Source organism: Nocardioides hungaricus, assembly GCF_054782915.1.
In genome coordinates this window covers 1-22,635 of record NZ_BAAGRO010000003.1, presented here as the reverse complement: position 1 = coordinate 22,635, position 22,635 = coordinate 1, and the positions used below count along the sequence as shown (strand labels likewise).

Genomic DNA, 22,635 nt, shown 5'->3' with positions numbered 1-22,635 from the left:
GGGGCGCGGTGGGGGATTGCCCGAGAAGTCGCCCTCAGCCGACCGGGACGTCCCGGTGCCAGGACTCGGTGACGTACCTGGTCGCCCAGCCCATCGACGTGTAGAGCCCGGCGGCGCCGGTCGGGGAGTCGGCGTCCACCTCGAGGCCGACGCGGTCCCGGCCGCGGCGGGCGGCGTCGGCGACGATCGTGCGCAGCAGCCCCGTGGCGACGCCGCGGCCGCGGGCGGCCTCGAGGACGCCGAGGTAGGCGACGTACGACCCGTCCGGGCCGGTCGCGCTCGCGGAGGCCGTCCCGACCAGCGCCCCGACCGGCCGCGGCCGGCCGCCGTCGGACGCGGCCCCGCCGACGAGCTCGGCCAGCCACCAGTGGTCCCAGCGATGGCCGGGGTCCTCGCGGAGCCGGAAGAGGAACTCCTCGAAGGTCTCCTCGCTGGAGTTGAAGTGGTCGGCGAAGGCGCCCTCCAGCACCTCGTGCAGCTCGCGCAGGTCGCCCTCGTCGGGCATCCCGCCGGAGGCACGCCGGACCAGGCGGAACACCACGCCGCCGTCGGCCCAGCACTCGGGGTCGGGCACCAGGTCGCCCTCGTCCGGGGCGACCGGGCGGCTCATCTGCCACCAGTGCCGGACCCGCTCGAAGCCGGCCCCGGACAGCCACCGGGCCTGGCGCTCGTCGTCCTCGAAGGCGCCGGTGTCGATCTGCTGGGCCGGCAGGCCGCGGGCGGCGCCGACCGAGCGGGCCTGGCCCTCGGCCCATTCGAGGAGCACGTCGGAGCACGCGTCAGTGACGGCGGCGGGGAGGTCGCGCTCGACGACGTGCACGAGGAGCATCCGGCCGACCGAGCGGTCGTGGACGCTGCCCCAGGCGTGGATCTCGCCGTCGGGATCGCGGATCACGACGTTCTCGCGCATCCGCAGCCCGCGCTCGGAGACCTCGACGAGCACGTCGTCCACCCCGGAGCCGGCCCAGCCGCGGCCGTGCCGCTCGTGAGCACGCAGCAGGTGCGTCAGCCGCGCGACGTCGAACCGGTCGGCGGGGTCGGGTACGCCGACCGTCCACCCCGCCGGCAGCGCCGGTCGTTCGCCGAGCGCCTGGTCGGGGTCGCTGTGGAACCGGTTCTCCTCGGGGATCACGGTCCGTAGTGTCCCGCACCCCCCTCGGCGCGGAAACGTGGCGAGAGCCTCAGTACGTGTACTCAGGCGTGCTTGCGCTGCGCCGCCTCGGCGTCGCGCCAGGCCGCGGTGACCGTCTCGAGCTCGGCGCGGACGGCGTCCAGCTCGTGCTCGAGCTCGGCGACCCGCACGGCGGCGGCGACCGCGCGCTCCTCGGCCTCGGCACGGCTCTGCTCGATCCGGACCCCGGCGTCGCGGGCGTGGCGCTCGGCGGCGTCCGCCCGGCGGGCCTCGGCGTTCATCCTCCGGGTCGCCGCGGCGGCGCGGCCCTGCGCGGCGCTCAGCGCGTCCTCGAGCTCGTGGATCGACTGCTCGTGGCGCGCGACGCGGGTGCGCATGGTCTCCGCGAAGGCCTGGTTCTCGGCGGTGCGCGCCGCGGTGACCTCCCGGTAGGCCTGCGCCTGCTCGGCTCGGTCCCGAGCCGACTCGCGGCGGCTGGTGACCAGCTCGGTGTGCGTGATCCGGGTGGCGACCGCACCCAGGGCGACCGCGGCGACCGCCGCGACCGTGACCAGCACCAGCGAGGCGCTGGCGGCCGCCGCGGCCACGAGGGCGGCGGCGACGACGAGGAGGGAGACGGCGACCGTCAGCCGGGTGCTGCGCTGGCGACGCCGGCTGGGCCGACCGGCAGGAGCCTGTGGGGAAGCCATACCAGCAGGTTAGGAGGCTTTCTCGTCGGAACTGACGCGACACGCGCGCTCGAGGGCGATCGACGTGGCGACGACGGCCGCGCCCGCGAGCGCCGCGATCGCGGCACGGAGCACCCGCTGGTCGCCCAGCTCGGTGTCCACGTCGAGCCAGCTCAGCGCGTATCCGGCGTACCCGCCCGCCACCAGCGCGCCCACGAGCGCGCACGAGCGCGCCAGCACCAGGCGGTTCACGGCGCGGTGCGGCTCGATCCGCTCGTGGTGGACGTGCACCGAGCGCCAGGTGAGGTACGCCGTCGCGCCCAGGATCGCCGCGACCAGGACCAGCGCCAGCGGCTGGGCCCAGGTGATCACCGGCGCGGTGCCGCGGGCCCGCTCGGACAGCGGGTGCAGCAGCCAGCCCCCGACCAGGCCGACCACGGCCCAGACCGCGAGGGTCGCCGCGGACGTCGGCCGCAACCGCCGCCCGCCCGGCTCCTCGCCGGACGGGTCCGCGCTCACCGGGAGGTCACTGGATCTCGAGGACCAGGTCGTCGCGCAGCTTCAGGCCGCTCTGGTCGGTCCGCTCCAGCAGGTCGGCCACCGGGCCGAGGCCGGGGAACTCCGCCTCCGGCTCGAGGTCGGCCCACGGCCGCAGCACGAAGGCCCGCTCATGGGCCCGCGGGTGTGGGAGCCGCAACGACTCCTCGTCGCTGCGCCGGTCGCCGACGACGATCAGGTCGACGTCGAGGGTGCGCGGGGCGTTCTTGACCTCGCTGCGCTCGCGCTCGAAGGCGTCCTCGATGGCCAGCGCCCGGTCCATCAGCCGGCTCGCGGCCAGCGTGGTGTCGATGAGCACGACGGCGTTGAGGAAGGTCTTCGCCTCCGGCGGGCAGCCGACCGGGTCGGTCTCGTAGAGCGGCGATACCCCGGTGACCCACACGTCGGGGGTGTCGGCGATCGCGTTGAGGGCGCCCTGCAGGCTCGCCATCCGCTCGCCGAGGTTCGACCCCAGCGCCAGCACCGCGCGTCGGATGGGGCGCATCTCCCCGGTCAGCGTGTCGGTGTCGACGATGTTGGGGTTGGGGGTCTCAGTCACGGGCGGACCTCGCGTTTCCGGGTGATCGTGAGCGCCACGTCCGAGAACGTCGCGTCGATGGGTGCGTCCGGCTTGTGGACCGTCACCCGCACCCATTCAACACGGTCGTCCAAGAGGCAGACGTCCGCGATCCGCTGGGCGAGGGTCTCGATCAGGTCGACCGGATCCTTCTCCACGGCGGCTTTCACCGAGGCCACGAGACTTCCGTAGTCCACGGTGTCGTGCAAGTCGTCGGAGGCCGCCGCCGGGGCCGTGTCGACGCCGAGCACGAGGTCGACGAGGAAGACCTGCCCCGCACGCCTCTCGAACTCGAAGACGCCGTGGTGGCCGTAGCACTCGATGCCGGTCACCGCGAGCTCGTCGGTCACTCTCCCACCTCGTCCCCGTCCAGGCGCTCGACGACGCGCAGGGCGTCCCGAGCGGCGCGTACGTCGTGCACCCGCAGGCCCCACACGCCGAGCCGGGCGAGGTGGACCGTGAGCGCGGTGCTGGCGTGCTCCCGCTGGTCGACCGGCCGGGCCGTGCCGCGCCGGTCGGCGAGGAGCCTACCGAGGAAGGACTTGCGGCTCGCGCCCACCAGGACCGGGTGGCCGAGGCCGAGGACCGGGCCGAGGTCGCGCAGCAGCTCCCAGTTGTGCTCGGGCCGCTTCGCGAAGCCGAGCCCGGGGTCGAGCACGACCTTCCCAGGGTCGACGCCGGCGGCGAGGACCGCCTCGACCCGCGCCGCGAGCTCGTCGCGGACCGCCGCGACCACACCGCCCGGCCCGTCGTACACCGCGAAGTCGCGCATGTGGTCGGCGTGGGCGCGCCAGTGCATCGCGACGTACGTCGCCTCGCGCGCTGCCACCACGTCGAGGATCGCCGGGTCGGCGAGGCCGCCGGACACGTCGTTGACGATCGTGGCGCCGGCGTCGAGCGCCGCGTCCGCGACCTCCGCGCGCATCGTGTCGACCGACACCGTCGCCCCCTCGGCCGCGAGCGCCGCGATGACCGGGACGACCCGGCCGAGCTCGTCGGCGACCAGCGGGCGGGTCGCACCCGGCCGGGTCGACTCGCCGCCGATGTCGACGATGTCGGCGCCGTCCTCGACGAGCTCGCGGCCGTGCTCGATCGCGGCGTCCGGCTCGAGCCATCGGCCCCCGTCGGAGAACGAGTCGGGCGTGACGTTCACGACCCCCATGAGCAACGGAGTCGTCGGCATGGGGCACACGCTAGTGGTCGCCGCTGGGGGCGCCGGCGGAGCCTCGGGGCTCAGCCGTTGCGATGGATGAGCGCCATCGCCTCGGCGCGGGTGGCGGCGTTGCTGCGCATGGTGCCGCGGACCGCGGAGGTGATCGTGCGCGCGCCGGCCTTCTTCACGCCGCGCATCGTCATGCACAGGTGCTCGGCCTCGATCACCACGATCACGCCGCGCGCCTCGAGGACCTCCGTGAGCGCGTCGGCGACCTGGGTGGTCAGCCGCTCCTGGACCTGCGGCCGCTTGGCGTAGACGTCGACCAGTCGGGCCAGCTTGGACAGCCCGGTGATCTTCCCGGTCTCCGCCGGGATGTAGCCGACGTGCGCGACCCCGGTGAACGGCACCAGGTGGTGCTCGCACATCGACCAGAGCTCGATGTCGCGGACCAGCACCATCTCGTCGTGGCCGAGGTCGAACGTCGTCGTCAGCACGTCGGCCGGCTCCATGCGGAGACCGGCGGTGAGCTCGGCGTAGGCCCGCGCGACCCGGGCCGGGGTGTCGTGCAGGCCCTCCCGGTCGGGGTCCTCGCCGATCGCGATCAGCAGCTCGCGGACGGCCGCCTCGGCGCGCGCGTGGTCGAACGGCGGCACATCGGCGGCGGGCCGCCCCTCGTAGCGGATCGGGTCGGTCATCGCACGATCAGGCCGGCGACGGGGGCTCGGGCCGCCGGCCGCCCGGCGACTCGACGCCCGGATCGCCGTGCACGTCGCCGCCCGGACCGGGCGGGGTGAGCACCGCGCCCTTCTCCTCCTGGCCCTGCTCCTCCTGGCCCTGGCCGGCGCCGTTCTGCCCGTTCGCCGCGGCGCTGGCCGCGGCCCGGTCCCTGATCCACTGCGGGATCTCGACCGGCGGGATCGCCGAGGGCACCCGCTGGTCGGAGCCGGTCCACGCCGGGCGCTCCGGGCGCCGGCGCAGCGGCTCGAAGATCCGCGCGACCTGCTCCTTGTCGAGGGTCTCCTTGTCGAACAGCTCGAGCACCAGCGCGTCGAGCACGTCGCGGTTCTCCTCGAGGATCTCGAAGGCCTCCTGGTGCGCGGTCGCGAGGAGCAACTTGGTCTCCTCGTCGACGATCGCGGCGACGTCCTCGGAGTAGTTGCGGGAGTGGCCGAGGTCGCGGCCCAGGAACGGCTCGGAGTTGGACTCGCCGAGCTTGATCGCGCCGAGCCGCTCGGTCATGCCGTACTGGGTGACCATCGCGCGGGCCAGGCTGGTGGCCTTCTCGATGTCGTTGCCGGCGCCCGTGGTGGGGTCGTGGAAGACCATCTCCTCGGCCGCCCGGCCGCCCAGCATGTAGGCGAGCGAGTCGAGCATCTGCGAGCGGGTCTGGGAGTACTTGTCCTCGTCGGGCAGCACCATCGTGTAGCCCAGCGCCCGGCCACGCGGCAGGATCGTGATCTTGTGGACCGGGTCGGTGCCCGGGAGCGCCGCCGCCACCAGGGCGTGGCCGCCCTCGTGGTAGGCCGTGATCAGCTTCTCCTTCTCGCTCATCAGGCGGGTACGCCGCTGCGGGCCGGCGATCACGCGGTCGATGGCCTCGTCCAGCGCCTCGTTGGTGATCAGCTTCTGGTTGCCGCGGGCGGTGAGCAGCGCGGCCTCGTTGAGCACGTTGGCGAGGTCGGCTCCGCTGAAGCCCGGCGTACGGCGGGCGACGGACCGCAGGTCGACCTCCTGGGCCAGCGGCTTGCCGCGCGCGTGCACCTGGAGGATCCGCTCGCGGCCGGAGAGATCGGGGGAGTCGACCTGGATCTGCCGGTCGAAGCGGCCCGGGCGCAGCAGCGCGGGGTCGAGCACGTCGGGCCGGTTCGTGGCCGCGATCAGGATCACGCCGCCGCGGACGTCGAAGCCGTCCATCTCGACCAGCAGCTGGTTCAGGGTCTGCTCGCGCTCGTCGTGGCCGCCGCCCATGCCGGCGCCGCGGTGGCGGCCGACGGCGTCGATCTCGTCGATGAAGACGATCGCCGGCGCGTTCTCCTTCGCCTGCTCGAACAGGTCACGGACGCGGGAGGCACCGACGCCGACGAACATCTCGACGAAGTCGGAGCCGGAGATCGAGTAGAACGGCACGCCGGCCTCGCCGGCGACGGCGCGGGCGAGCAGGGTCTTGCCGGTACCGGGCTGGCCGTAGAGCAGCACGCCCTTGGGGATCTTCGCGCCGACGGCCTGGAACTTCGCGGGCTCCTGGAGGAACTCCTTGATCTCGCCGAGCTCCTCGATCGCCTCGTCGCAGCCGGCGACGTCGGCGAACGTCGTCTTGGGCATGTCCTTGGTGATCAGCTTGGCGCGCGACTTGGCGAACTGCATCACGCCGCGACCGCCGCCGCCCTGCACCTGGTTCATCAGGAACAGGAACAGCAGGATGATCAGCGCGAACGGCAGCAGCGTCGCCAGGATCGAGCCGAGCAGGCTCGGCTTCGGCACCTCGACGGTGTACTTCTCGATGCCGCCGCTGTCGACCTGCTGCTGGACCTCGTCCTTGATGTTCGCCTGGGTGCCGTCGAGCCAGAACGCGGTGACCTTGTCGCCGTTGTCGAGCACGGCCTTGATCTGCTGGTCGCCGGCGTCGACGAAGGTGATCTCCTTCACCTCGCCCTGGGCGATGTAGTCCTGCATCTTCGAGGACTCGATCTCGTCGTACCCGCCGTTCGGGGCGAGGTACTGCAGGGCGAGCAGCACGCCCACCACGGCGAGGACGATCCACAGCCAGGGACCCTTGAATATGCGCTTCACAGGCTTCTCTCGGACGAGCTCATCTGAACGATCGACGGTACACGCGACCGCCGCCTCGTCCCATTGTCGCAGGCGACGCCAGCAGGAGCCCCTTCGTGGTCCGCCCGGTGGTTGAGGAAGGCGCCCTGGCGCCTGTCTCGAAACCACCGAGGTCGTTAGGAATACACCCGCGGCGCCAGCGTGCCGATGTCGCGCAGGTTCCGGTACCGCTCCCGATAGTCCAGGCCGTAGCCGACCACGAACTCGTTGCCCGGAAATGCGCACAGCGTCCCAGCCGACGTACACACAGCCCGACGCAACCCACCAGGCCAGACGACCTCAGGAATACACCCGCGGCGCGAGCGTGCCGATGTCGCGCAGGTTGCGGTACCGCTCCCGGTAGTCGAGGCCGTAGCCGACGACGAACTCGTTGGGGATGTCCCAGCCGACGTACTTCACGTCCATCGGCATGGTGAGCGCCTCCGGCTTGCGCAGCAGCGTGCAGATCTCGACGCTGGCCGGGCCGCGCGAGCTGAGGTTCGAGGTCAGCCAGGAGAGCGTGAGGCCGGTGTCGACGATCTCGTCGACGATGATCACGTGCCGGCCGGAGATGTCGGTGTCGAGGTCCTTGAGGATGCGTACGACGCCGCTGGACTTGGTGCCCGAGCCGTACGACGACACCGCCATCCAGTCCATCTCCAGGTGGCGGGTGAAGCTGCGGGCCAGGTCGGCCATCACCATCACCGCGCCGCGCAGGACGCCGACGATGAGGATGTCCTTGCCGGCGTAGTCGGCCTCGATCTCGGCGGCCAGCTCCCGGAGCCGGCCCTGGATCTGCTCCTCGGTGAAGAGGACGTTGACGAGGTCGTTCTCCACGTGGGACGAGTCCATGGCGCCAGAGCCTAGAGGGCAGAGCCCGGACGCGTGTCAGCGCCCGTTCGCGGTCACCCACAGCTTGAGCCGGACCGGCCGCTTGGACCTCTTGACGGCGTCGTTCCCGCCGAAGCTCACCTGCACCTGGTGGGTGCCCAGCCGGTACCTGCCCAGCTTCAGGACCAGGCGCCCGGCGTTCTCGGCCTTGAGCGGCGAGGACCACGGGTCGTCCCTGTCGACGCGGATCCAGATGTCGCCGCTGACCGGGTCGACGTCCGAGCTGGTCATCGACACGACCAGCCGGGCCCGCTGGCTCGGCTTCACGCTGGCGTCCCTGAACTGCGCCGTCAGGTCCGCCGTGACCTTGCGCTGCAGCGTCATGGTCGTCGTGCCGAGGTCGACCACGGCCCTGTCGGCGACCCTCCCGGTCCGGACCGTCAGCGTCTTGAACGGGTCGTCCCGGTCCGGGGTCGAGAACCGCACGACGTAGCGCGAGCCCGGCTCCAGCCCGTAGAGCCGGAACCAGCCGTTCCCGTCCCGGTAGTCGGGTGCGTAGGTGAGCGCCGTCGCCGCGGGCTCGCCGTCCTCCTGGCCGCGCACGAACGCCTGGACGAGCACGTCGTCCAGGTAGCGCTTGGCGCGGTCCTGCACGTAGCCCTGGATCCACGCCTCGCCGACCCCGGGCCCCTTCGGCGCCTTCAGCACGACCGCGCGCGAGGAGCCGGGACCAGGGGTCGCCGCGGACGCCGGCAGCAGCTGCTGGACGGCGAGCGCGCCGGCCGCGAGGGCGACCGCGGCTGCCAGCGCGGCCGCGACGCGGGTGCGGGACATCATGGGGTGCACATGAGGAGTGTGCCGGCTGGGAGGGGCGCGCGCGGGGCATTCACGAAAACTCGAGTCGTCCCTCGACCCGGGCGCAGCGCACGTGGCCGGGGAGGTCGACCCACTTCTGGCCGTGCCATTCGGTGAGCAGCGCGTCCATCGCGAGCACGTGCTCGTGGAACAGCTCCGACGGCGGGCAGCCGGCCGCGACCGCGGCGAGGCGGAGCACCCGCCGCCGCAGCGGCAGCGGCTGGGCGAGCAGTCCGTCGACCGGGAGGTCGGCCAGGCCGGCGTACGCCGCCTCGGCGAGGTCGTCGAGCAGGTCCGTGTCGGCGCGGAGCTGGTCGGCGGTCCGGGCGAGGGTCTCGGCGATGCCGGGTCCGAGCTGCTCCTCGAGCACCGGCAGCACCGTGCGGCGTACCCGCACGCGGGTGTAGCCGGGGTCGTCGTTGTGCGGGTCGTCCCACCACTCGATGCCCTCGACCCGGCAGGCCGTCACGGTGTCGTCGCGCCCGACGTCGAGCAGGGGCCGGACGAAGCGGTCGAAGGAGCGGCGCATGCCGGCGAGCGAGCGTCCGCCCGAGCCGCGGGCGAGCCCGAGCAGCACGGTCTCGGCCTGGTCGTCGCGGGTGTGCCCGAGCAGTACGGCGGCGGCGTCGAGGCGCTCGCCGACCTCCTCGAGCACGGCGTACCGCGCCTGCCGCGCGGCGGCCTCCGGGCCGAGGCCGGGTGCGTCGACGCGGACCGCCGCGGAGAACGTCTCGTCGGCGCCGAGCGCGGCCATCTGCTCGACGACCCGGCCGGCCTGCGCGGCCGACCCCTCCTGGAGGCCGTGGTCGACGGTCGCGCCGGCGACCCGCCAGCCGGCCCTGCGGCCCTCGAACACGGTCGCGGCGAGCAGCGCGAGCGAGTCCGCGCCCCCGGAGCAGGCGACGACCACGGTACGGCCGGGCTCGACGTGGCCGAGCGAGCGGCGTACGGCCAGGCGGACCGCCGCGACCGCCGGGTGGAGTGTCACAGCACGCGCGAGATCCAGGCCGGCGGGTCGGCGATCTCGGCCTTGGACGGGAGGCTCTCGGGGCGCTCCCAGACGGCGTTGAAATCGGCCATGCCGGCCTTGGCGACGACCGCCCGGACGAACTTCGCGCCGTCGCGGTACTGCGCCATCTTCGCGTCGAGGCCGAGGACCCGGCGCAGCACCCGGTCGAGCGACCCGGTGCCCCTGCGGCGCTTGTTGAAGCGGCTGCGGATCTGCCTGACCGTGGGGATCACGCTCGGGCCGACGCCGTCCATGACCACGTCGGCGTGGCCCTCCAGCAGCGACATGACGCCGGTGACCCGGTCCACGATCTCCCGCTGCTCGGGGGTGCTCATCGTGTCGATGAGGCTCCCCTTCGGGTTGCGTACGGCGTCGAGGAGCCGGCCGAGGCCGTCGTCGAGCAGCCTGGAGGTGTCGAGGCTCTCGGCGATGGCGTGCATCTCGCCGAGCAGGTGGCCGGTCAGCCAGGGCGTCGCGGTGAACTGCACGCGGTGGGTCTCCTCGTGCAGGCAGACCCACAGGCGGAAGTCGGTCGGGTCCACGTCGAGCTCGCGCTCGACGTGGACGACGTTCGGGGCGACCAGCAGCAGCCGGCCGGCGGGCGGGTGGAACGGGTCGAACTGGCCGAGGACCTTGCCGGACAGGAAGCCGAGCAGCGCGCCGACCTCGACGCCGGTCACCCGGGAGCCGACCGCGAGCTGCCAGCCGGACGGCGCGCCCTTCTTCTCGGTGAGCTTGTCGACGACCGGCGTGAGCGCGGTCGCGAACCCGTCGGCGTTGGCGGCGATCCAGCCGGGCCGGTCGACGACGAGCACCGGGGCCGTGCGCTCGCCCGCCTGCAGCCCGGTGAACTCGCGGACCAGCGGCGTCGACCTCGCGGCGCCGGCGCGCAGCTCGTCGACCACGGCGGCGGCCTCGCCGCGCGAGATCTGCGGACCCTCGCCGGCCAGGCGGGAGCCCAGCGAGATCGCGAGGTCCCAGTCGACCATGCTCGAGGCGCCCGACGTCATGGAGCGACCGTACCCGCGGCTCCACAACGGCAGGCGGCGAGCGCGCTGGCCAGGTCGTCCAGCGCGGCCCGGGCGTCGAGGGTGTCCACCAGCGCGATGTCGTCGGCGAGGACGGCGAACGCCATCGGCGACCCCGTCCGGTCGGTGAGGATGCCGGCCAGCCCGCTGATCCCCGACAGGGTGCCGGTCTTGGCGCGGACGAAGCCGCGACCGGTGTCGCCCGCGAACCGCTCGGCGAGCGACCCGGTGAAGCCCGCGACCGGCAGCCCGGTGACGACCGGGCGCAGCGCGGGCCGCTCGGCCGCGAGCGCGAGGACGCCCGTGATCGTGTCGGGGTCGAGGCGGTTGTCGCGGGAGAGCCCGCTGCCGTCGTACACCTCGGCGCCGTCGACCGGGACGCCGAGCCCCTCGAGGGTGCCGAGCACGGCCCGCGTGCCGGCGGCGAACGACCCGGTGCCGCCGACCGCGAGGCCGACCTGGCGGAGGAGCACCTCGGCGGCCTCGTTGTCGCTGGTCTCCAGGGTGTGCTCGACGATCCGGGCCAGCGGGTCGCTCTCGACCTCGGCGAGCGGCTCGGCCGTGGCGGTGGCGGTCCGCTCCTCGGGTACGCCGGCGACCCGGACGCCCGCGGCGCCGAGCGCGTCCGCGAACGCGGTGGCGGCGGTCAGCGCCGGGTCGGCCACGCGCCCGTACCCGCTCTCGTCGCGCCCCTCGTCGACCCACAGCGGCTCGATAGGAGAGACCACGCCGTCGGCAAGGTAGCTGCGCGGCCAGCGCGGGCTCACGGCCGGTCCGGTGAAGAGGCTGGCGTCGTAGCCGACCCGGACCCTGCGCGCCTCCAGTCCGCGGGCGGTCTGCCTCGCCAGCCTGGTCAGGTCGGCCGCGGACAGCAGCGGGTCGCCGCCGCCGACGAGCACCACCCGCCGCGGGCCGTCAGCGACCACCCTCGTGGCGAACGTGCGGTCGGGCCCGAGCACCTCGAGGGCCGCCGCGGTCGTGAGCAGCTTCAGGGTCGAGGCGGGGGTCGCCGTACCCGTGCCGCGGGAGTAGAGGAGCCTGCCGTCGAGCCCGGAGACGGTGGCCAGCACGCGCGACCCGAGGTCGGCGTCGCCGAGGAGCGAGCCGATCGCACGGCGTACCCTCGCGGGGTCGGCGGGGCCGGTCGCGGCCGCGGCCACCGGCTCGGGCGCGGCCGGCGCGGGGAGGTCGAGGCTCTCCGGGATCGGTACGGCGGCCGGCGGCTGCTCCTCCGGTGGCTGCGCCTCCGGCGGGTCGACGGAGAGGACGACGCCGGCCGCGGCGAGGACGCCGAGGACGAGGGCGACGGGCAGCCAGTGGCGTGCGTCACCTCTGCCCACGCTGCACCCCTCGCCGACTCCACGTTTGGAGTCATTGTGCGCGAGACTGGGCGCGGTCCGCCGGGCGGGCCTCTCTCGTGACGATGACGACTGCGGAGGATGACGTGCTCGAGTTCGACGTGCTGGTGGAGATCCCGAAGGGCCAGCGGAACAAGTACGAGGTCGACCACGAGTCCGGCCGGATCCGCCTGGACCGGACGCTCTTCACCTCGACGCAGTACCCCGCCGACTACGGCTACATCGAGAACACCCTCGGCCTCGACGGCGACCCGCTCGACGCGATGGTGATCCTCCAGGAGCCGACCTTCCCCGGCTGCCTGATCCGCTGCCGCGCGATCGGCATGTTCCGCATGACCGACGAGGCCGGCGGCGACGACAAGGTCCTCTGCGTCCCCGCGACCGACCCGCGCCTGGAGCATCTCCGCGACATCTCCCACGTCTCCAAGTTCGACCGCCTGGAGATCCAGCACTTCTTCGAGGTCTACAAGGACCTCGAGCCCGGCAAGTCCGTCGAGGGCGCCGAGTGGGTCGGCCGCACCGAGGCCGAGGCCGAGGTGGAAGCGTCGTTCGTGCGGTTCACGACCGAGGGTCACTGACGCTGTCGGCTCCCTGGATGGATCCCCGGCTGACCGGGGATCCCTGACGTTGTCAGGGGTTGCAACGCCTGACAACGTCAGGAGTCCCCGGCTGACCGGGGATTCCTGCGACACCAGTGACTACCCCACCAACCCCGGCGACCGCAGCATCTCCGGAGGGACCGCCCACGCATCGACGAGGGGTACGGCGATCGGCCGGACCCTGCGGCACAGGTTGTTCACCTCGCGGCTGATCGCCTTCGACCGCGGCACCGTCAGCCGGCCGTGCTCCATGAACCAGGCCCGGTCGGCCTCGATGGTCGAGAGCGCGAACAGGTCGCAGAGCAGGCCGAGGGCGACCCTGTTGCCGTGAGCGCCACCTTGAGCGCCACCTTGAGCGCCACCTTGAGCGCCACCTTGAGCGCCACCGTGAGCGCCACCTTGAGCGCCACCCTCCTCCGGCATCGCCCGCACCCTCTCGACGAACGCCTCGAGCACCAGCCGCTCGACGTGCGCGCTCGCGGCCGCGACGACGTGGTCCTGCACCGAGGAGAAGACCGTGCCCGGGTTCACCCCCTGGTCGATGCCGCGCTTGAGCCGCCGGGCGACGCCGGCGAGCATGTGCTCCTCGCGGAAGCACAGCATCGCGAGCTGGTACTCCGAGTCGAGCAGCCCGGCCTCCTGGTCACCCGGGTCCCCGCCGGGGAGCAGGTCGCGGACCCGCTCGAGCAGCTTGTGGACCGAGGTCCTCTCGATCACGGTCTCGACCGCGAGGTTGGTGACGAACCGGACCATGCCGAGCTGGTCGAGGTCCTCGAACTCGCTCGCGTAGTCGGTGAGCAGCCCCTTCGCCACGAGCTGCAGCAGCACGTGGTTGTCGCCCTCGAAGGTCGTGAAGATGTCGCTGTCGGCCTTGAGCGCGGCGAACCGGTTCACCGACAGGTAGCCCGCGCCGCCGCACGCCTCGCGGCACTCCTGGATCGTCCGCGTCGCGTGCCACGTCCCGAGCGCCTTGGTGCCGGCGGCGCGCGACTCGAGCTCGCGCCGGGTCGCCTCGTCCTCGTCGCCAGGGGACTCATTGCCAGGGGACTGAGCGCCGGAGAACACATCGTGCAATTGCGCCGATACGACATCCTGCGCGAAGTGCAGCGCGTAGGTCCGGGCGACCAGCGGCAGCAGCCGGCGCTGGTGCAGGCCGTAGTCGAGCAGCAGCTCCTCCTCGTCCGAGGTGGCCTCGAACTGGCGCCGCCGCACGGCGTACCGCACCGCGATCGCGAGCGCGACCTTGGCCGCGTTGATGCCGGCGCCGCCGACGCAGACGCGACCCTGCACGAGGGTGCCGAGCATCGTGAAGAACCGGCGGTTCGGGTTCGCGATCGGGCTCTCGTAGACGCCCTCGGGCGTCACGTCCGCGAACCGGTTCAGCAGCGCGGTGCGCGGCACCCGCACGCCGTCGAACCAGATGCGGCCGTTGTCGACGCCGTTCAGCCCCATCTTGCGTCCGTCGTCCTCGATGCGTACGCCGGGCGCCGGCTCGCCGCCGACGCGGATCGGGACCACGAACGCATGCACGCCCTCGGCCGCCCCGCCCACCTCGAGCTGCGCGAACACGACCGCGAGCTCGGCGTGCCTCGCCGCGTTGCCGATGTAGTCCTTGCGGTCCTGCTCGGAGGTCGTGGCGATCACGAACTCCTGCGCCTCGGGGTCGTAGGTCGCGACGGTGCCGAGGGCCTGGACGTTGGAGCCGTGGCCGGTCTCGGTCATCGCGAAGCAGCCCATCAGCCGCCCGCTGATCAGGTCGGCGAGGTAGGCGTCGTGGTGGTGCCTCGACCCGAGCTGGAGGATCGCGCCGCCGAACAGCCCGAACTGCACGCCGACCTTCACGAGCACCGACAGGTCGCCGTAGGCGAGGGTCTCGAAGGCCGCGATCGAGGCGCCGAGGTCGCCGCCGCCGCCGTACTCCTCCGGGAAGCCCATCCCGGTCTGCCCGGTCGCCGCCATCTCGACCACGACCTCGCGCACGCGCTCGCGGAAGTCGTCGATCGACATCTCCTCGGCCTCGTCGAGGATCCGCCCGTACGTGGCGAGGTTGGTGCGGACCAGGTCGCGCACGTCGGCGTACCTCCCGTCGAGCAGGGCGGTCAGCGCCGCGACGTCGACGTCCGGCGTGGTGTCGGGGGCCATGCCTCCCGGTTACCCAGCCCGAACCGGTCCCACGCGGTGATCTGGACCGCTCGGGCCACCGTCAGCGATCCACCGGCACCCTCGACGTGGTCGTCGTCGGGTGCGAGCCCAGCCCGCCCTTGTCGAACCTCTGACCGCTCGCCAGGCCGCCGACGTAGAAGGACACGAAGGCGATCGCCACGCCGGCGATGTCGTCGGCGAGGTAGTGCCAGCCGAAGTAGATCGTGGCGATCACGGTGAGGACGAAGTTGATCCAGAAGACGATCCGGATCCACCTGTTGCGGACGGTGTACTGCACCATCAGCGCCCACAGCAGCGAGATCGCGGTGTGCAGGCTGGCGAAGCCGGCCACGGTCTGGGCCTGGCCGTCGCTCCAGAGGACGCCCTGGCGGGCGTTCATCAGCGACGCCATCAGATCGCGGGTGCCGGTGTTGGCCAGGTCGGCGAACAGCCAGTCGTACTCCAGACCGGGGCCGAGCGTCGGCAGCGCGTAGTAGGAGATCGTGCCGAGCGTCCAGGCGATGCCCTGCGCGGTGACGAACCACCAGCCGTAGGACAGGTTGCGCGACCACACCAGCCAGACGGTGACCAGGATCGCGACCATCGGGATGAACAGCAGGTAGAAGGCGGAGAGGAGCTGCGCGACCACCGTGGTGCCGAGCAGGTCGTGCAGCACCGGACCGGGGTCGCGACCGAAGAAGAGGATCCGGTCGAGCATGCGCAGCTCGCGGTCGTAGGTCGTCCGATCGGTGACCAGCGGCAGGAACGACTTGAGGTTCCGGTAGCTGATGTAGATCACGTAGAAGCAGACGATGCCCAGGATCGCCAGCAGCAACCGCTCGCGGGACCAGTGCTGCTCCCAGCGCTCCCGGATGAGCCCGGGCCACTGCCGGACCCGGCCGCGGGAGATCCACGCCGCGCGCGGCACCAGGTCGAGGAAGAGCGCGCCCAGGCAGAGGATCGGCAGCCGCAGCCACGACGGGCCGAGGAAGCTGCCCTCGGGGTCGATCAGCGGGCGGTCGAGGTACCACGCGGTGATCGCTGCCCACACCAGCATGACCGCCGCGTTCACCACGAGGAGGACGTAGGCGCGGCGATACACGCCCGCCAGTGTAGGGACTCAGCCCCCGGCCGGAGGCACCGCCAGCCGGGATGCGTCCACCGCGATCGCCACCCGGTCGCCCGGCGCGGGGTGGGCGTCGAGCCGCGCGACCGCGTCGACCTCGCCGATCCCGTCGATGTCCACGACCAGCCGGATCTGCTCGGGCGTGGCACGGCCGGAGAGCACGGTGCCCGCCAGCGGACCGGCGTCGGCGACGACCAGCGCGGACCGGCGTACGGCGACCGCGGACGCCGCGGGAAGCCCGGCCGCCCGCAGCAGGACGCCGGCCGCGGCGCCGTCCAGCACCCGCGCGTAGCCGAGGAACAGCGCGGTCTCGGCGTCGGCCGGCGCGCGCCAGACCTCGGCGATCTCGCCCTGCTGCACGATCCGGCCGGCGCGCATCACCGCGAGCCGGTCCGCGACCGCGAACGCCTCCTCCTGGTCGTGGGTGACCATCAGCGCGGTCGTGCCGGCCGCGCGCAGGATGTCGCGCAGGTCGGCGGCCAGCCGCTCGCGCAGGCCGGCGTCGAGCGCGGACAGCGGCTCGTCGAGCAGCAGCAGCCGCGGCTGCACGGCCAGCGACCGCGCGAGCGCGACCCGCTGCCGCTCGCCGCCCGACAGCGTGGCGGGCAGCCGGTCGCCGTACCCCTCCAGGCCCACCAGCGCGAGCAGCTCGCGCACCCGGGCGTCGGCGTGCGGCGTGCGCCGGATCCGCAGCGCGTAGGCGACGTTGCGCGCGACGGTCAGGTGCCCGAAGAGCTGCCCGTCCTGGAACATCAGCGCGAACCCCCGCTTGTGGGTGGGTACGCCGGACAGGTCGGTGCCGTCCCAGGAGATCGCCCCGGCCGCGGTCGGCTCGAGCCCGGCTACGGCGCGCAGCAGCGTGGACTTGCCCGAGCCGCTCGGGCCGAGCACGGCGAGCACCTGGCCGTCCTCGAGGGCGAGCGAGGCGTCGACGACGGCCGGCACGCCGTCGTACGCCACCGTGACCTGGTCGAGCGCCAGCATCAGAAGGCACCCACCGAGGGGACGCGCAGCCGCTCGACCAGCAGCATGACGAGCGCGGTCGTGGCGGCGAGCACGACGGACGCGGCGAGGGCCATGCCGTAGTTCATCGCACCGGGGCGCCCGATCAGGTTGAAGATCACGATCGGCAGGGTCGGGCTGTCCTCCCGCGCGAGGAAAGAGGTGGCGCCGAACTCGCCGAGCGACACCGCGAACGCGAAGCCGGCGGCCGCGAGCAGTGGCTTCCACATCACCGGCAGGTCGACGGTGAGGAAGGCGCGCAGCGGGCCGGCGCCGAGCGACGCGGCGGCCTGGCGCTGCCGGTCGTCGACGCCGCCGAGGACCGGCGCGAGGGTGCGGACGACGAGCGGGAGCGCCACCAGGGCCTGGGCGATCGGCACCAGCAGCGGCGAGTCGCGGAAGTCGACCGGCGGCCGGTCGAGCGTGATCAGGAAGCCGAAGCCCAGCGTCACCGCGGAGACGCCGAGCGGGAGCATGAAGAGGCCGTCGAGCAGGCCGCGCATGCGCCGCTCGGCCCTCGAACGCGAGCGGCGGGTCACCACCACGGCGACCAGCAGGCCGAGCGAGAGCGACATCCAGGTCGCGTCGACCGCGGTCCGCAGCGACGTGACCAGCGCGGTCGTGACCGGCGCCAGCAGCGCCTGCCGCGACCCCTCGGTGTCCAGGGCCCGATAGTTCGCGAGCCCCCAGCCGTCGCCGACCTGCAGCGACCCGGACACCAGCGCCGCGATCGGCAGCCCGACCAGCACCACCACAAGCAGCACCGCGAGCACGCCGGGCCAGTCCCCGCGGGCGACCCGCGGATGTGCCGCGGTGGAGCGCGCCAGGCTCGGATCCGGTACGGCGCGCAGCCGGCTCGTGACGAGCAGCAGCGCCGTGATCGCGAGCAGCTGCACGATCGAGAGCGCCGCGGCCGCCTGCAGATCGAGCAGGTTCGTGGTGAGCAGGTAGATCTCGGTCTCGACCGAGGAGTACCGCAGCCCGCCCAGCGTCAGCACCACCCCGAACGCGGTCGCGCAGAAGAGGAACACCACGCTGGCCGCCGACACGATCGCCGGGCGCAGCATCGGCAGCGTCACCGTTCGCAGCACCTGCGCCGGGCTCGCGCCGAGCGCCGCCGCGGCCTCGGCCGGCCGCGGGTCGAGCGAGGCCCAGGCCGCACCGACCACCCGGATCACGACCGCGACGTTGAAGAACGCCAGGCCCGCGACGATCGCGCCCGCGGACCCGTCGAGGCCGAGGAACCCCAGCGGCCCGGCCTCGCCGATCAGCTCGCGGAAGGCCACGCCGACCACGACGGTCGGCAGCACGAACGGCACCAGCAGCACGGCCCGCAGCGCCCGCCGGCCCGGGAAGGTACGGCGGTGCAGCAGGTGCGCGGCCGGGACCCCGAGCAGCAGCGAGACCGCCGTACCCAGCGAGGCGGACCAGACCGTGAACCAGACGACCCGGCGCACCCGCGGCCGGGCGAGCACCTCCACGACCGCGCCCGGGTCGAGGGCCCCGCCGACGACGAGGCCCTCGGAGATCATCCCGGCGACGGGCAGCACGAAGAACACGCCGAGGACCGCGAGCGGCACGGCGGCGAGCCCGACGAGCGCCAGCATCCGCCTCATCGGGAGGTGATGTCGCTCCACGTGCGCAGCCACTCGTCGCGGTTCTCGCTGATCGCGGCCGGGTCGACCTCCCACGGGTCGGCCGGCTGCCGGGCGAACCTCGCCCACTCGGCCGGCAGCTCGACCGAGGAGTCGACCGGGAAGACGTACATGCTGCTCGGCAGCGCGGCCTGCACGTCCGGGCTCAGCAGGAAGTCCACCAGCGCCCGGGCGCCGTCTGGGTTCTCGGCGCCGGCCAGCACGCCGGCGTACTCCACCTGGCGGAAGCAGGTGTCGAGCAGCGCGCTCGTGGTCGACTTCCCGCCGGCGACGGTGAACGCCGGCGAGGAGTCGTAGGAGAGCACGATCGGCCGGTCGCCCTTGCCGCCGCCCTGGGTGAAGTCGACCTGGTAGGCGTCCGACCACCCCTCGGTCAGCCGGGCGCCGTTGGCCATCAGGTCGGCCCACCAGCCCTGCCAGCCGTCCTCGCCGTACGCCGCGATCGTGGCGAGCAGGAACGCCATGCCCGGCGAGCTCGTGGCCGCGCCCGGGGTGACGAACAGGTCGCGGTACGCCGGGTCGACGAGGTCGTCGAGGGACGCCGGCGGCGCGAGGTCGCGCTGCGCGAACCAGGTGTCGTCGACGTTCACGCACACGCTCGCGTTGTCGACCGGCGTGAGCGCCCGCTCCCCGTCGTCACCGTCGCCGGGCAGCAGGTACTCCTCCGCGCCCGCCGGCAGCTCCGCGGCGTACGGCGCGAAGACCCCCTCCTCCAGCGCGCGCGACGCGAACGTGTTGTCGACGCCGAACGCGACGTCGCCGAGCGGGTCGTCCTTCGTGAGCACCAGCTTGTTGGTGAGCACGCCGGCGTCGCCCGAGGCCCGGATCACCAGCTGGTAGCCCGACTCCTCCTCGAACTGCTTCAGCAGCCTCTTCGGCAGCTTGAACGACTCGTGCGTCACCAGCACGACCCGATCCGAGGCGGGCGCCCCGTCCGCCGTGTCGTCGCCGACCGTCGAGCAGCCCGCGACCAGCGCTCCCGACAGCACGAGGGCAGGCACCAGTACCTGGATGTTTCGCAACTCCGACTCCCTTCGCCGGTGCTAACCGGAGCAGGTTCGTAGGGTCGACGCGCTCGCTGGCGTCCTCTCAGCCGATTGCCTCGGCTCCCCTGTCTGACTCGTCGAGTCTAGTGGTCCCCGCCGGACTGCGTGCGGGGGGACCGACCTTCGCGGCTCAGGCGTTCGTGAGGGCGCGGAGTGGGCAGTCGCACGTCAAGAGAGGCGACAAGGCCCCGCGCCGACGAAACGAGCCGACGAGGAGCGCGTCCTCGTCGTCGTTGCTCGATGGAGGAATGACCAGACCGGCCTCGGGCTGGTGTTGAGATGCGCGAAGGATCGCACGGCTGCCAGCGCCAGACTGTGCATCCACGGAGAGCCAATCGACCCGCTGGAGAAAGTAGCTCCTGCCCTGCCGTCCGCCTCAGTCGTCTGTGGGCGCGAGAGCGGTGGCCAATGAGCCCAGAACGGCATGGTGATGGCGCGTTGTTCGCAACCGTCGCCGCTGCTGGCGTGACGGCGGGGGTCCTGGCCGACTGCGCGCGGGCCCGCCTCAGCGAGCCGGGACGCCGAGCTCGTCGAGTAGTGCGAGCACGCGGCGCTCGATCTCGTCCCGGATCGGGCGGACGTCGGCGACGTCCTGGCCGGCCGGGTCGTCGAGCTTCCAGTCCTCGTACTGCTTGCCGGGGAAGTAGGGGCAGGCGTCCCCGCAGCCCATCGTGACGACGACGTCGGCGGCCTGCACAATCTCGTCGGTCCAGGGCTTGGGGTACTCCTGAGCGATGTCGATGCCGCGTTCGGCCATCGCGCCCACCGCGGCGCGGTTCACCTGCTCACCCGGCTCGGATCCGCCGGACCAGGCGACGGCGCGGTCGCCGGCGTGGTGGTTGAAGAACCCGAGCGCCATCTGGGAACGGCCGGCGTTGTGCACACACAGGAACAGCACGACCGGCTTCCCGTCCCCGCCCTTGCCCTCCACCTTGGCCATCGCCTGCAGCCGCTGCTTGGCGAACCGCTCGGCCAGTAGCGGAAGGAAGTTGACGAGGGTGGCCTTGCCGGCGAACTGGTCGTAGGAGGTGTTCAGGAAGCGCTCGATGGTCTCCTCGTTGAAGGTGCCGTCGAACTCCTGGGCGAGCCGGGCGGCGGCGGTCTTCAGTGCAATCTGCTGGTCGAGGGTGATCTGGGAGTTGGCGGGGGTGCTCACCGGTCGGCTCTCTCGTCGGTTGTGCGGTGCATGATCGGATGGTCAGGAGGCACGGTTGAGTAGGGGGGCGAGCAGGCGCACGCGAGCGGCGAGCTCGTCGTAGGCGCGGTCGAATGCCGCCTTCGTGCCGAGACCCACCGGGTCGGGGATCGACCAGTGGAGCTGGACGGCGGTCCCGAGTTCCTCGTGGGCAAGGTCGCAGACCGTGACGACCAGATCGCCGTCGCTGGCCACCGTGTCGAGATGTTGCGGCCGCACGTCGGGCAGCTCGAGGTGGTGCCGCCGCGCGGCCGCCACCGCGCCGGGGGCGATGCGCTCGGCGGGGTGGGTGCCAGCCGAGGCCGCAGGTATCGGGCTCTCCTCACGCCACATCGCCGCCGCCAGGTGGGAGCGGGCTGTGTTGGCGGTGCAGACGAACACGATCCGCTCCGGAGTCTCGATGGTGGGGGAGCCGAACGGCTCGAAGGCACGACGGACCAACCGCCAGTAGCTACGTCGTCCGTCTCCCTCGGAGCGGTGTCGCTCGATCAGTCCGGCGGTCTGCAGGATCTTGAGGTGGTGGGCGAGCAGGTTCGACGCAGTGCTCAGCCGGTCGGACAGCTCGGTGGAGGCCGCGTCGCCCATCGCCAGGAGATCCACGATCCGCAGGCGCGTGGGATCGGCGAGCGCGGCGTACACCCCCGCTCGTCGCTCTACGTCCGCGATTCGCTCAACTTTCATTGCCTCAAGTTTGACTGAGCAATCGAGGTGCGGTCAAGATGTCCGCCGTGAGCACACCTGGGCTCGACCCCCTGCCCCGCCGGCTTCTCGCGGAGTTCCTCGGCACTGCGCTCCTGGTCGCCGTGGTCGTCGGTTCCGGCATCGCCGCCGAGACGCTCTCACCCGGCAACGTCGGCCTACAGTTGTTGGAGAACTCCACCGCCACCGTGTTCGGACTGACCGTCCTGATCTTGTGGTTCGGGCCAGTCTCGGGCGCCCACTTCAACCCGGTCGTCTCGTTGGCCGACTGGTTCCTCAGCCGTCGCACTCGAAGCGGCCTCTCACTCCCCGACGTCGGTGCCTACGCGGTCGTCCAGATTATCGGTGGTGTCGCGGGTGCCCTACTGGCCAACGTGATGTTCGACGTCGACGCCGGCCTGTCGGCCAAGGACCGCGTCACTGGCGGCCACCTGGTGGCCGAGGTCGTCGCCACCGCCGGGCTGGTCGCGCTCATCTTCGCGCTCGTGCGCACAGGGCGCGGAGCACTCGCCGCGCCGACCGTGGGTGCGTACATCGGCGCGGCTTACTGGTTCACCAGCTCCACGTCCTTCGCCAACCCCGCCGTCACGATCGGCAGAGTCTTTTCCGACACCTTCGCGGGAATCGCACCGGGATCCGCGTCGGCGTTCATCGGCATGCAACTGGTCGGCCTCGGCGTGGCCATCGCGCTCACCCTTGCCCTCTACCCGGACGCCGACTCCAAGGCCGTCGTCGTACCCCACAAGCACTGACCACCCACAGACCCCCGAGACGGGGAGACCCGATGGGGTCGATTGAGCTTGGCAACAGAGACCCGGCTTCTCCGCCGCCCTGCGGGCCCGTCAGCTCGACCTTTGGGTTAGGGAAGCACTGATCAATTCATGGGCGGCGCCAGACGCCGCCCAGGCACGCACGCTGGCTTCGTTGCCGTCGCTCGAAAGACGCCCAGTCTGCCCACGCTCCGGCGCCTCGCCATCGCACGACCTGGACGACGCTGGCATCCACCCGCATCGATCAGCACTTCCCTAGGCGGTGCCCGCCCGGGTTGCGGTCGGGCTGCTCGAGGAGACCGCGTAGCTCGTAGTAGCGCAGGGTCTCCCGGTTCACGCCTGCAGCCTTCGCGACGTCGTTGATCCGCAGGCTCACGCCGACAGCTCCTCGGCTCGCTTGACCAGAGCGTCCAGGATCTCCTGACGGGCCGGTGGCACCGAG

The 22,635-nt window shown here is 72.5% G+C and carries 23 protein-coding genes, 1 pseudogene and 1 riboswitch; of the genes and pseudogenes, 2 read left to right on the top strand and 22 right to left on the bottom strand.

Features of this window, described 5'->3' with window-relative positions; all coding sequences use genetic code 11:
* Window positions 1-34: 34 nt before the first annotated feature.
* From ACYVKX_RS01135 to dacB, 14 genes are all read right to left on the bottom strand, one after another.
* Window positions 35-1,132: a GNAT family N-acetyltransferase gene (locus ACYVKX_RS01135; RefSeq protein ID WP_460828664.1), complete on the bottom strand. Its 1,098-nt coding sequence runs from the start codon at window positions 1,130-1,132 to the stop codon at window positions 35-37.
* Between the two features lie 62 nt (window positions 1,133-1,194).
* Window positions 1,195-1,821, bottom strand: coding sequence for a hypothetical protein (locus ACYVKX_RS01130; RefSeq protein ID WP_460828663.1), 627 nt, complete (start codon window positions 1,819-1,821; stop codon window positions 1,195-1,197).
* A gap of 9 nt (window positions 1,822-1,830) precedes the next feature.
* Window positions 1,831-2,319, bottom strand: a complete 489-nt coding sequence (locus ACYVKX_RS01125) for a DUF3180 domain-containing protein (RefSeq protein ID WP_460828662.1) — start codon at window positions 2,317-2,319, stop codon at window positions 1,831-1,833.
* A gap of 7 nt (window positions 2,320-2,326) precedes the next feature.
* Window positions 2,327-2,896 carry a 2-amino-4-hydroxy-6-hydroxymethyldihydropteridine diphosphokinase gene (folK, locus tag ACYVKX_RS01120; protein ID WP_460828661.1) on the bottom strand — a complete coding sequence of 190 codons (570 nt, stop codon included), beginning with the start codon at window positions 2,894-2,896 and terminating at the stop codon, window positions 2,327-2,329.
* On the bottom strand, window positions 2,893-3,264 hold the full coding sequence (gene folB, locus ACYVKX_RS01115) for a dihydroneopterin aldolase (protein ID WP_460828660.1): 372 nt from the start codon (window positions 3,262-3,264) through the stop codon (window positions 2,893-2,895). Before folB ends, folK begins: the two co-directional genes overlap by 4 nt.
* Window positions 3,261-4,097, bottom strand: a complete 837-nt coding sequence (gene folP / locus ACYVKX_RS01110) for a dihydropteroate synthase (RefSeq protein WP_460828659.1) — start codon at window positions 4,095-4,097, stop codon at window positions 3,261-3,263. Before folP ends, folB begins: the two co-directional genes overlap by 4 nt.
* Before the next feature lie 50 nt (window positions 4,098-4,147).
* Window positions 4,148-4,765 carry a GTP cyclohydrolase I FolE gene (folE, locus tag ACYVKX_RS01105; protein WP_460828658.1) on the bottom strand — a complete coding sequence of 206 codons (618 nt, stop codon included), beginning with the start codon at window positions 4,763-4,765 and terminating at the stop codon, window positions 4,148-4,150.
* Between the two features lie 7 nt (window positions 4,766-4,772).
* Window positions 4,773-6,860, bottom strand: coding sequence for an ATP-dependent zinc metalloprotease FtsH (gene ftsH / locus ACYVKX_RS01100; RefSeq protein ID WP_460828657.1), 2,088 nt, complete (start codon window positions 6,858-6,860; stop codon window positions 4,773-4,775).
* 155 nt (window positions 6,861-7,015) lie between these two features.
* Window positions 7,016-7,147: a hypothetical protein gene (locus tag ACYVKX_RS01095; protein WP_460828656.1), complete on the bottom strand. Its 132-nt coding sequence runs from the start codon at window positions 7,145-7,147 to the stop codon at window positions 7,016-7,018.
* Window positions 7,148-7,178: 31 nt separating this feature from the next.
* Entirely contained in the window at window positions 7,179-7,730 is a 552-nt protein-coding gene (gene hpt, locus ACYVKX_RS01090; protein ID WP_460828655.1) for a hypoxanthine phosphoribosyltransferase, read from the bottom strand.
* Window positions 7,731-7,766: 36 nt separating this feature from the next.
* Complete coding sequence (locus ACYVKX_RS01085) at window positions 7,767-8,555, bottom strand: hypothetical protein (protein ID WP_460828654.1); 789 nt, start codon at window positions 8,553-8,555, stop codon at window positions 7,767-7,769.
* 40 nt (window positions 8,556-8,595) lie between these two features.
* Window positions 8,596-9,552, bottom strand: coding sequence for a tRNA lysidine(34) synthetase TilS (gene tilS, locus ACYVKX_RS01080; protein ID WP_460828653.1), 957 nt, complete (start codon window positions 9,550-9,552; stop codon window positions 8,596-8,598).
* Window positions 9,549-10,583, bottom strand: a complete 1,035-nt coding sequence (locus ACYVKX_RS01075; protein ID WP_460828652.1) for a zinc-dependent metalloprotease — start codon at window positions 10,581-10,583, stop codon at window positions 9,549-9,551. Before ACYVKX_RS01075 ends, tilS begins: the two co-directional genes overlap by 4 nt.
* Window positions 10,580-11,941: a D-alanyl-D-alanine carboxypeptidase/D-alanyl-D-alanine endopeptidase gene (dacB, locus tag ACYVKX_RS01070; RefSeq protein ID WP_460828651.1), complete on the bottom strand. Its 1,362-nt coding sequence runs from the start codon at window positions 11,939-11,941 to the stop codon at window positions 10,580-10,582. The genes ACYVKX_RS01075 and dacB overlap by 4 nt, the downstream gene beginning before the upstream one ends.
* An 83-nt stretch (window positions 11,942-12,024) precedes the next feature.
* On the opposite strand from dacB, the gene ACYVKX_RS01065 reads away from it, so the two are divergent.
* Window positions 12,025-12,537 carry an inorganic diphosphatase gene (locus ACYVKX_RS01065; RefSeq protein ID WP_460828650.1) on the top strand — a complete coding sequence of 171 codons (513 nt, stop codon included), beginning with the start codon at window positions 12,025-12,027 and terminating at the stop codon, window positions 12,535-12,537.
* A 120-nt stretch (window positions 12,538-12,657) separates the two neighbouring features.
* Here ACYVKX_RS01065 and ACYVKX_RS01060 read toward each other — a convergent pair whose 3' ends face one another.
* The 7 genes from ACYVKX_RS01060 to ACYVKX_RS01030 all read right to left on the bottom strand — a co-directional run bounded on the left by ACYVKX_RS01060 (window position 12,658) and on the right by ACYVKX_RS01030 (window position 21,405).
* Window positions 12,658-14,700, bottom strand: a complete 2,043-nt coding sequence (locus ACYVKX_RS01060; RefSeq protein WP_460828649.1) for an acyl-CoA dehydrogenase family protein — start codon at window positions 14,698-14,700, stop codon at window positions 12,658-12,660.
* 61 nt (window positions 14,701-14,761) lie between these two features.
* Entirely contained in the window at window positions 14,762-15,802 is a 1,041-nt protein-coding gene (locus ACYVKX_RS01055) for a phosphatase PAP2 family protein (protein WP_460828648.1), read from the bottom strand.
* Window positions 15,803-15,820: 18 nt separating this feature from the next.
* Entirely contained in the window at window positions 15,821-16,810 is a 990-nt protein-coding gene (locus ACYVKX_RS01050; RefSeq protein WP_460828647.1) for an ABC transporter ATP-binding protein, read from the bottom strand.
* A complete protein-coding gene (locus tag ACYVKX_RS01045) occupies window positions 16,810-18,444 on the bottom strand; it encodes an ABC transporter permease (protein ID WP_460828646.1) in 1,635 nt (544 codons plus the stop codon). The genes ACYVKX_RS01050 and ACYVKX_RS01045 overlap by 1 nt, the downstream gene beginning before the upstream one ends.
* Entirely contained in the window at window positions 18,441-19,484 is a 1,044-nt protein-coding gene (locus tag ACYVKX_RS01040) for a thiamine ABC transporter substrate-binding protein (protein ID WP_460828645.1), read from the bottom strand. Before ACYVKX_RS01040 ends, ACYVKX_RS01045 begins: the two co-directional genes overlap by 4 nt.
* 11 nt (window positions 19,485-19,495) lie before the next feature.
* A riboswitch (TPP riboswitch) is annotated at window positions 19,496-19,606 on the bottom strand.
* Window positions 19,607-20,034: 428 nt separating this feature from the next.
* Window positions 20,035-20,685, bottom strand: a complete 651-nt coding sequence (locus ACYVKX_RS01035; protein ID WP_460828644.1) for an arsenate reductase ArsC — start codon at window positions 20,683-20,685, stop codon at window positions 20,035-20,037.
* A 42-nt stretch (window positions 20,686-20,727) separates the two neighbouring features.
* A complete protein-coding gene (locus ACYVKX_RS01030) occupies window positions 20,728-21,405 on the bottom strand; it encodes a metalloregulator ArsR/SmtB family transcription factor (RefSeq protein ID WP_460828643.1) in 678 nt (225 codons plus the stop codon).
* A gap of 47 nt (window positions 21,406-21,452) precedes the next feature.
* Between ACYVKX_RS01030 and ACYVKX_RS01025 the strand changes: the two genes are divergently transcribed.
* Window positions 21,453-22,175 carry an aquaporin gene (locus ACYVKX_RS01025; protein ID WP_460828642.1) on the top strand — a complete coding sequence of 241 codons (723 nt, stop codon included), beginning with the start codon at window positions 21,453-21,455 and terminating at the stop codon, window positions 22,173-22,175.
* Between the two features lie 274 nt (window positions 22,176-22,449).
* On the opposite strand, the pseudogene ACYVKX_RS01020 reads toward ACYVKX_RS01025, so the two are convergent.
* Window positions 22,450-22,569: pseudogene (locus ACYVKX_RS01020) on the bottom strand (MerR family DNA-binding transcriptional regulator); the annotation flags it as partial.
* Window positions 22,570-22,635: the final 66 nt, after the last annotated feature.

Excerpts from the sequence above, each read along its gene's own strand:
- ACYVKX_RS01075 (WP_460828652.1), bottom strand. The coding sequence starts at position 10,583 with ATGACGTCGGGCGCCTCGAGCATGGTCGACTGGGACCTCGCGATCTCG.
- ACYVKX_RS01060 (WP_460828649.1), bottom strand. The coding sequence starts at position 14,700 with ATGGCCCCCGACACCACGCCGGACGTCGACGTCGCGGCGCTGACCGCC.
- hpt (WP_460828655.1), bottom strand. The coding sequence starts at position 7,730 with ATGGACTCGTCCCACGTGGAGAACGACCTCGTCAACGTCCTCTTCACC.
- ACYVKX_RS01050 (WP_460828647.1), bottom strand. The coding sequence starts at position 16,810 with ATGCTGGCGCTCGACCAGGTCACGGTGGCGTACGACGGCGTGCCGGCC.
- ACYVKX_RS01065 (WP_460828650.1), top strand. The coding sequence starts at position 12,025 with ATGACGACTGCGGAGGATGACGTGCTCGAGTTCGACGTGCTGGTGGAG.
- ACYVKX_RS01130 (WP_460828663.1), bottom strand. The coding sequence starts at position 1,821 with ATGGCTTCCCCACAGGCTCCTGCCGGTCGGCCCAGCCGGCGTCGCCAG.
- ACYVKX_RS01045 (WP_460828646.1), bottom strand. The coding sequence starts at position 18,444 with ATGAGGCGGATGCTGGCGCTCGTCGGGCTCGCCGCCGTGCCGCTCGCG.
- ACYVKX_RS01030 (WP_460828643.1), bottom strand. The coding sequence starts at position 21,405 with ATGAAAGTTGAGCGAATCGCGGACGTAGAGCGACGAGCGGGGGTGTAC.
- folP (WP_460828659.1), bottom strand. The coding sequence starts at position 4,097 with ATGCCGACGACTCCGTTGCTCATGGGGGTCGTGAACGTCACGCCCGAC.
- folE (WP_460828658.1), bottom strand. The coding sequence starts at position 4,765 with ATGACCGACCCGATCCGCTACGAGGGGCGGCCCGCCGCCGATGTGCCG.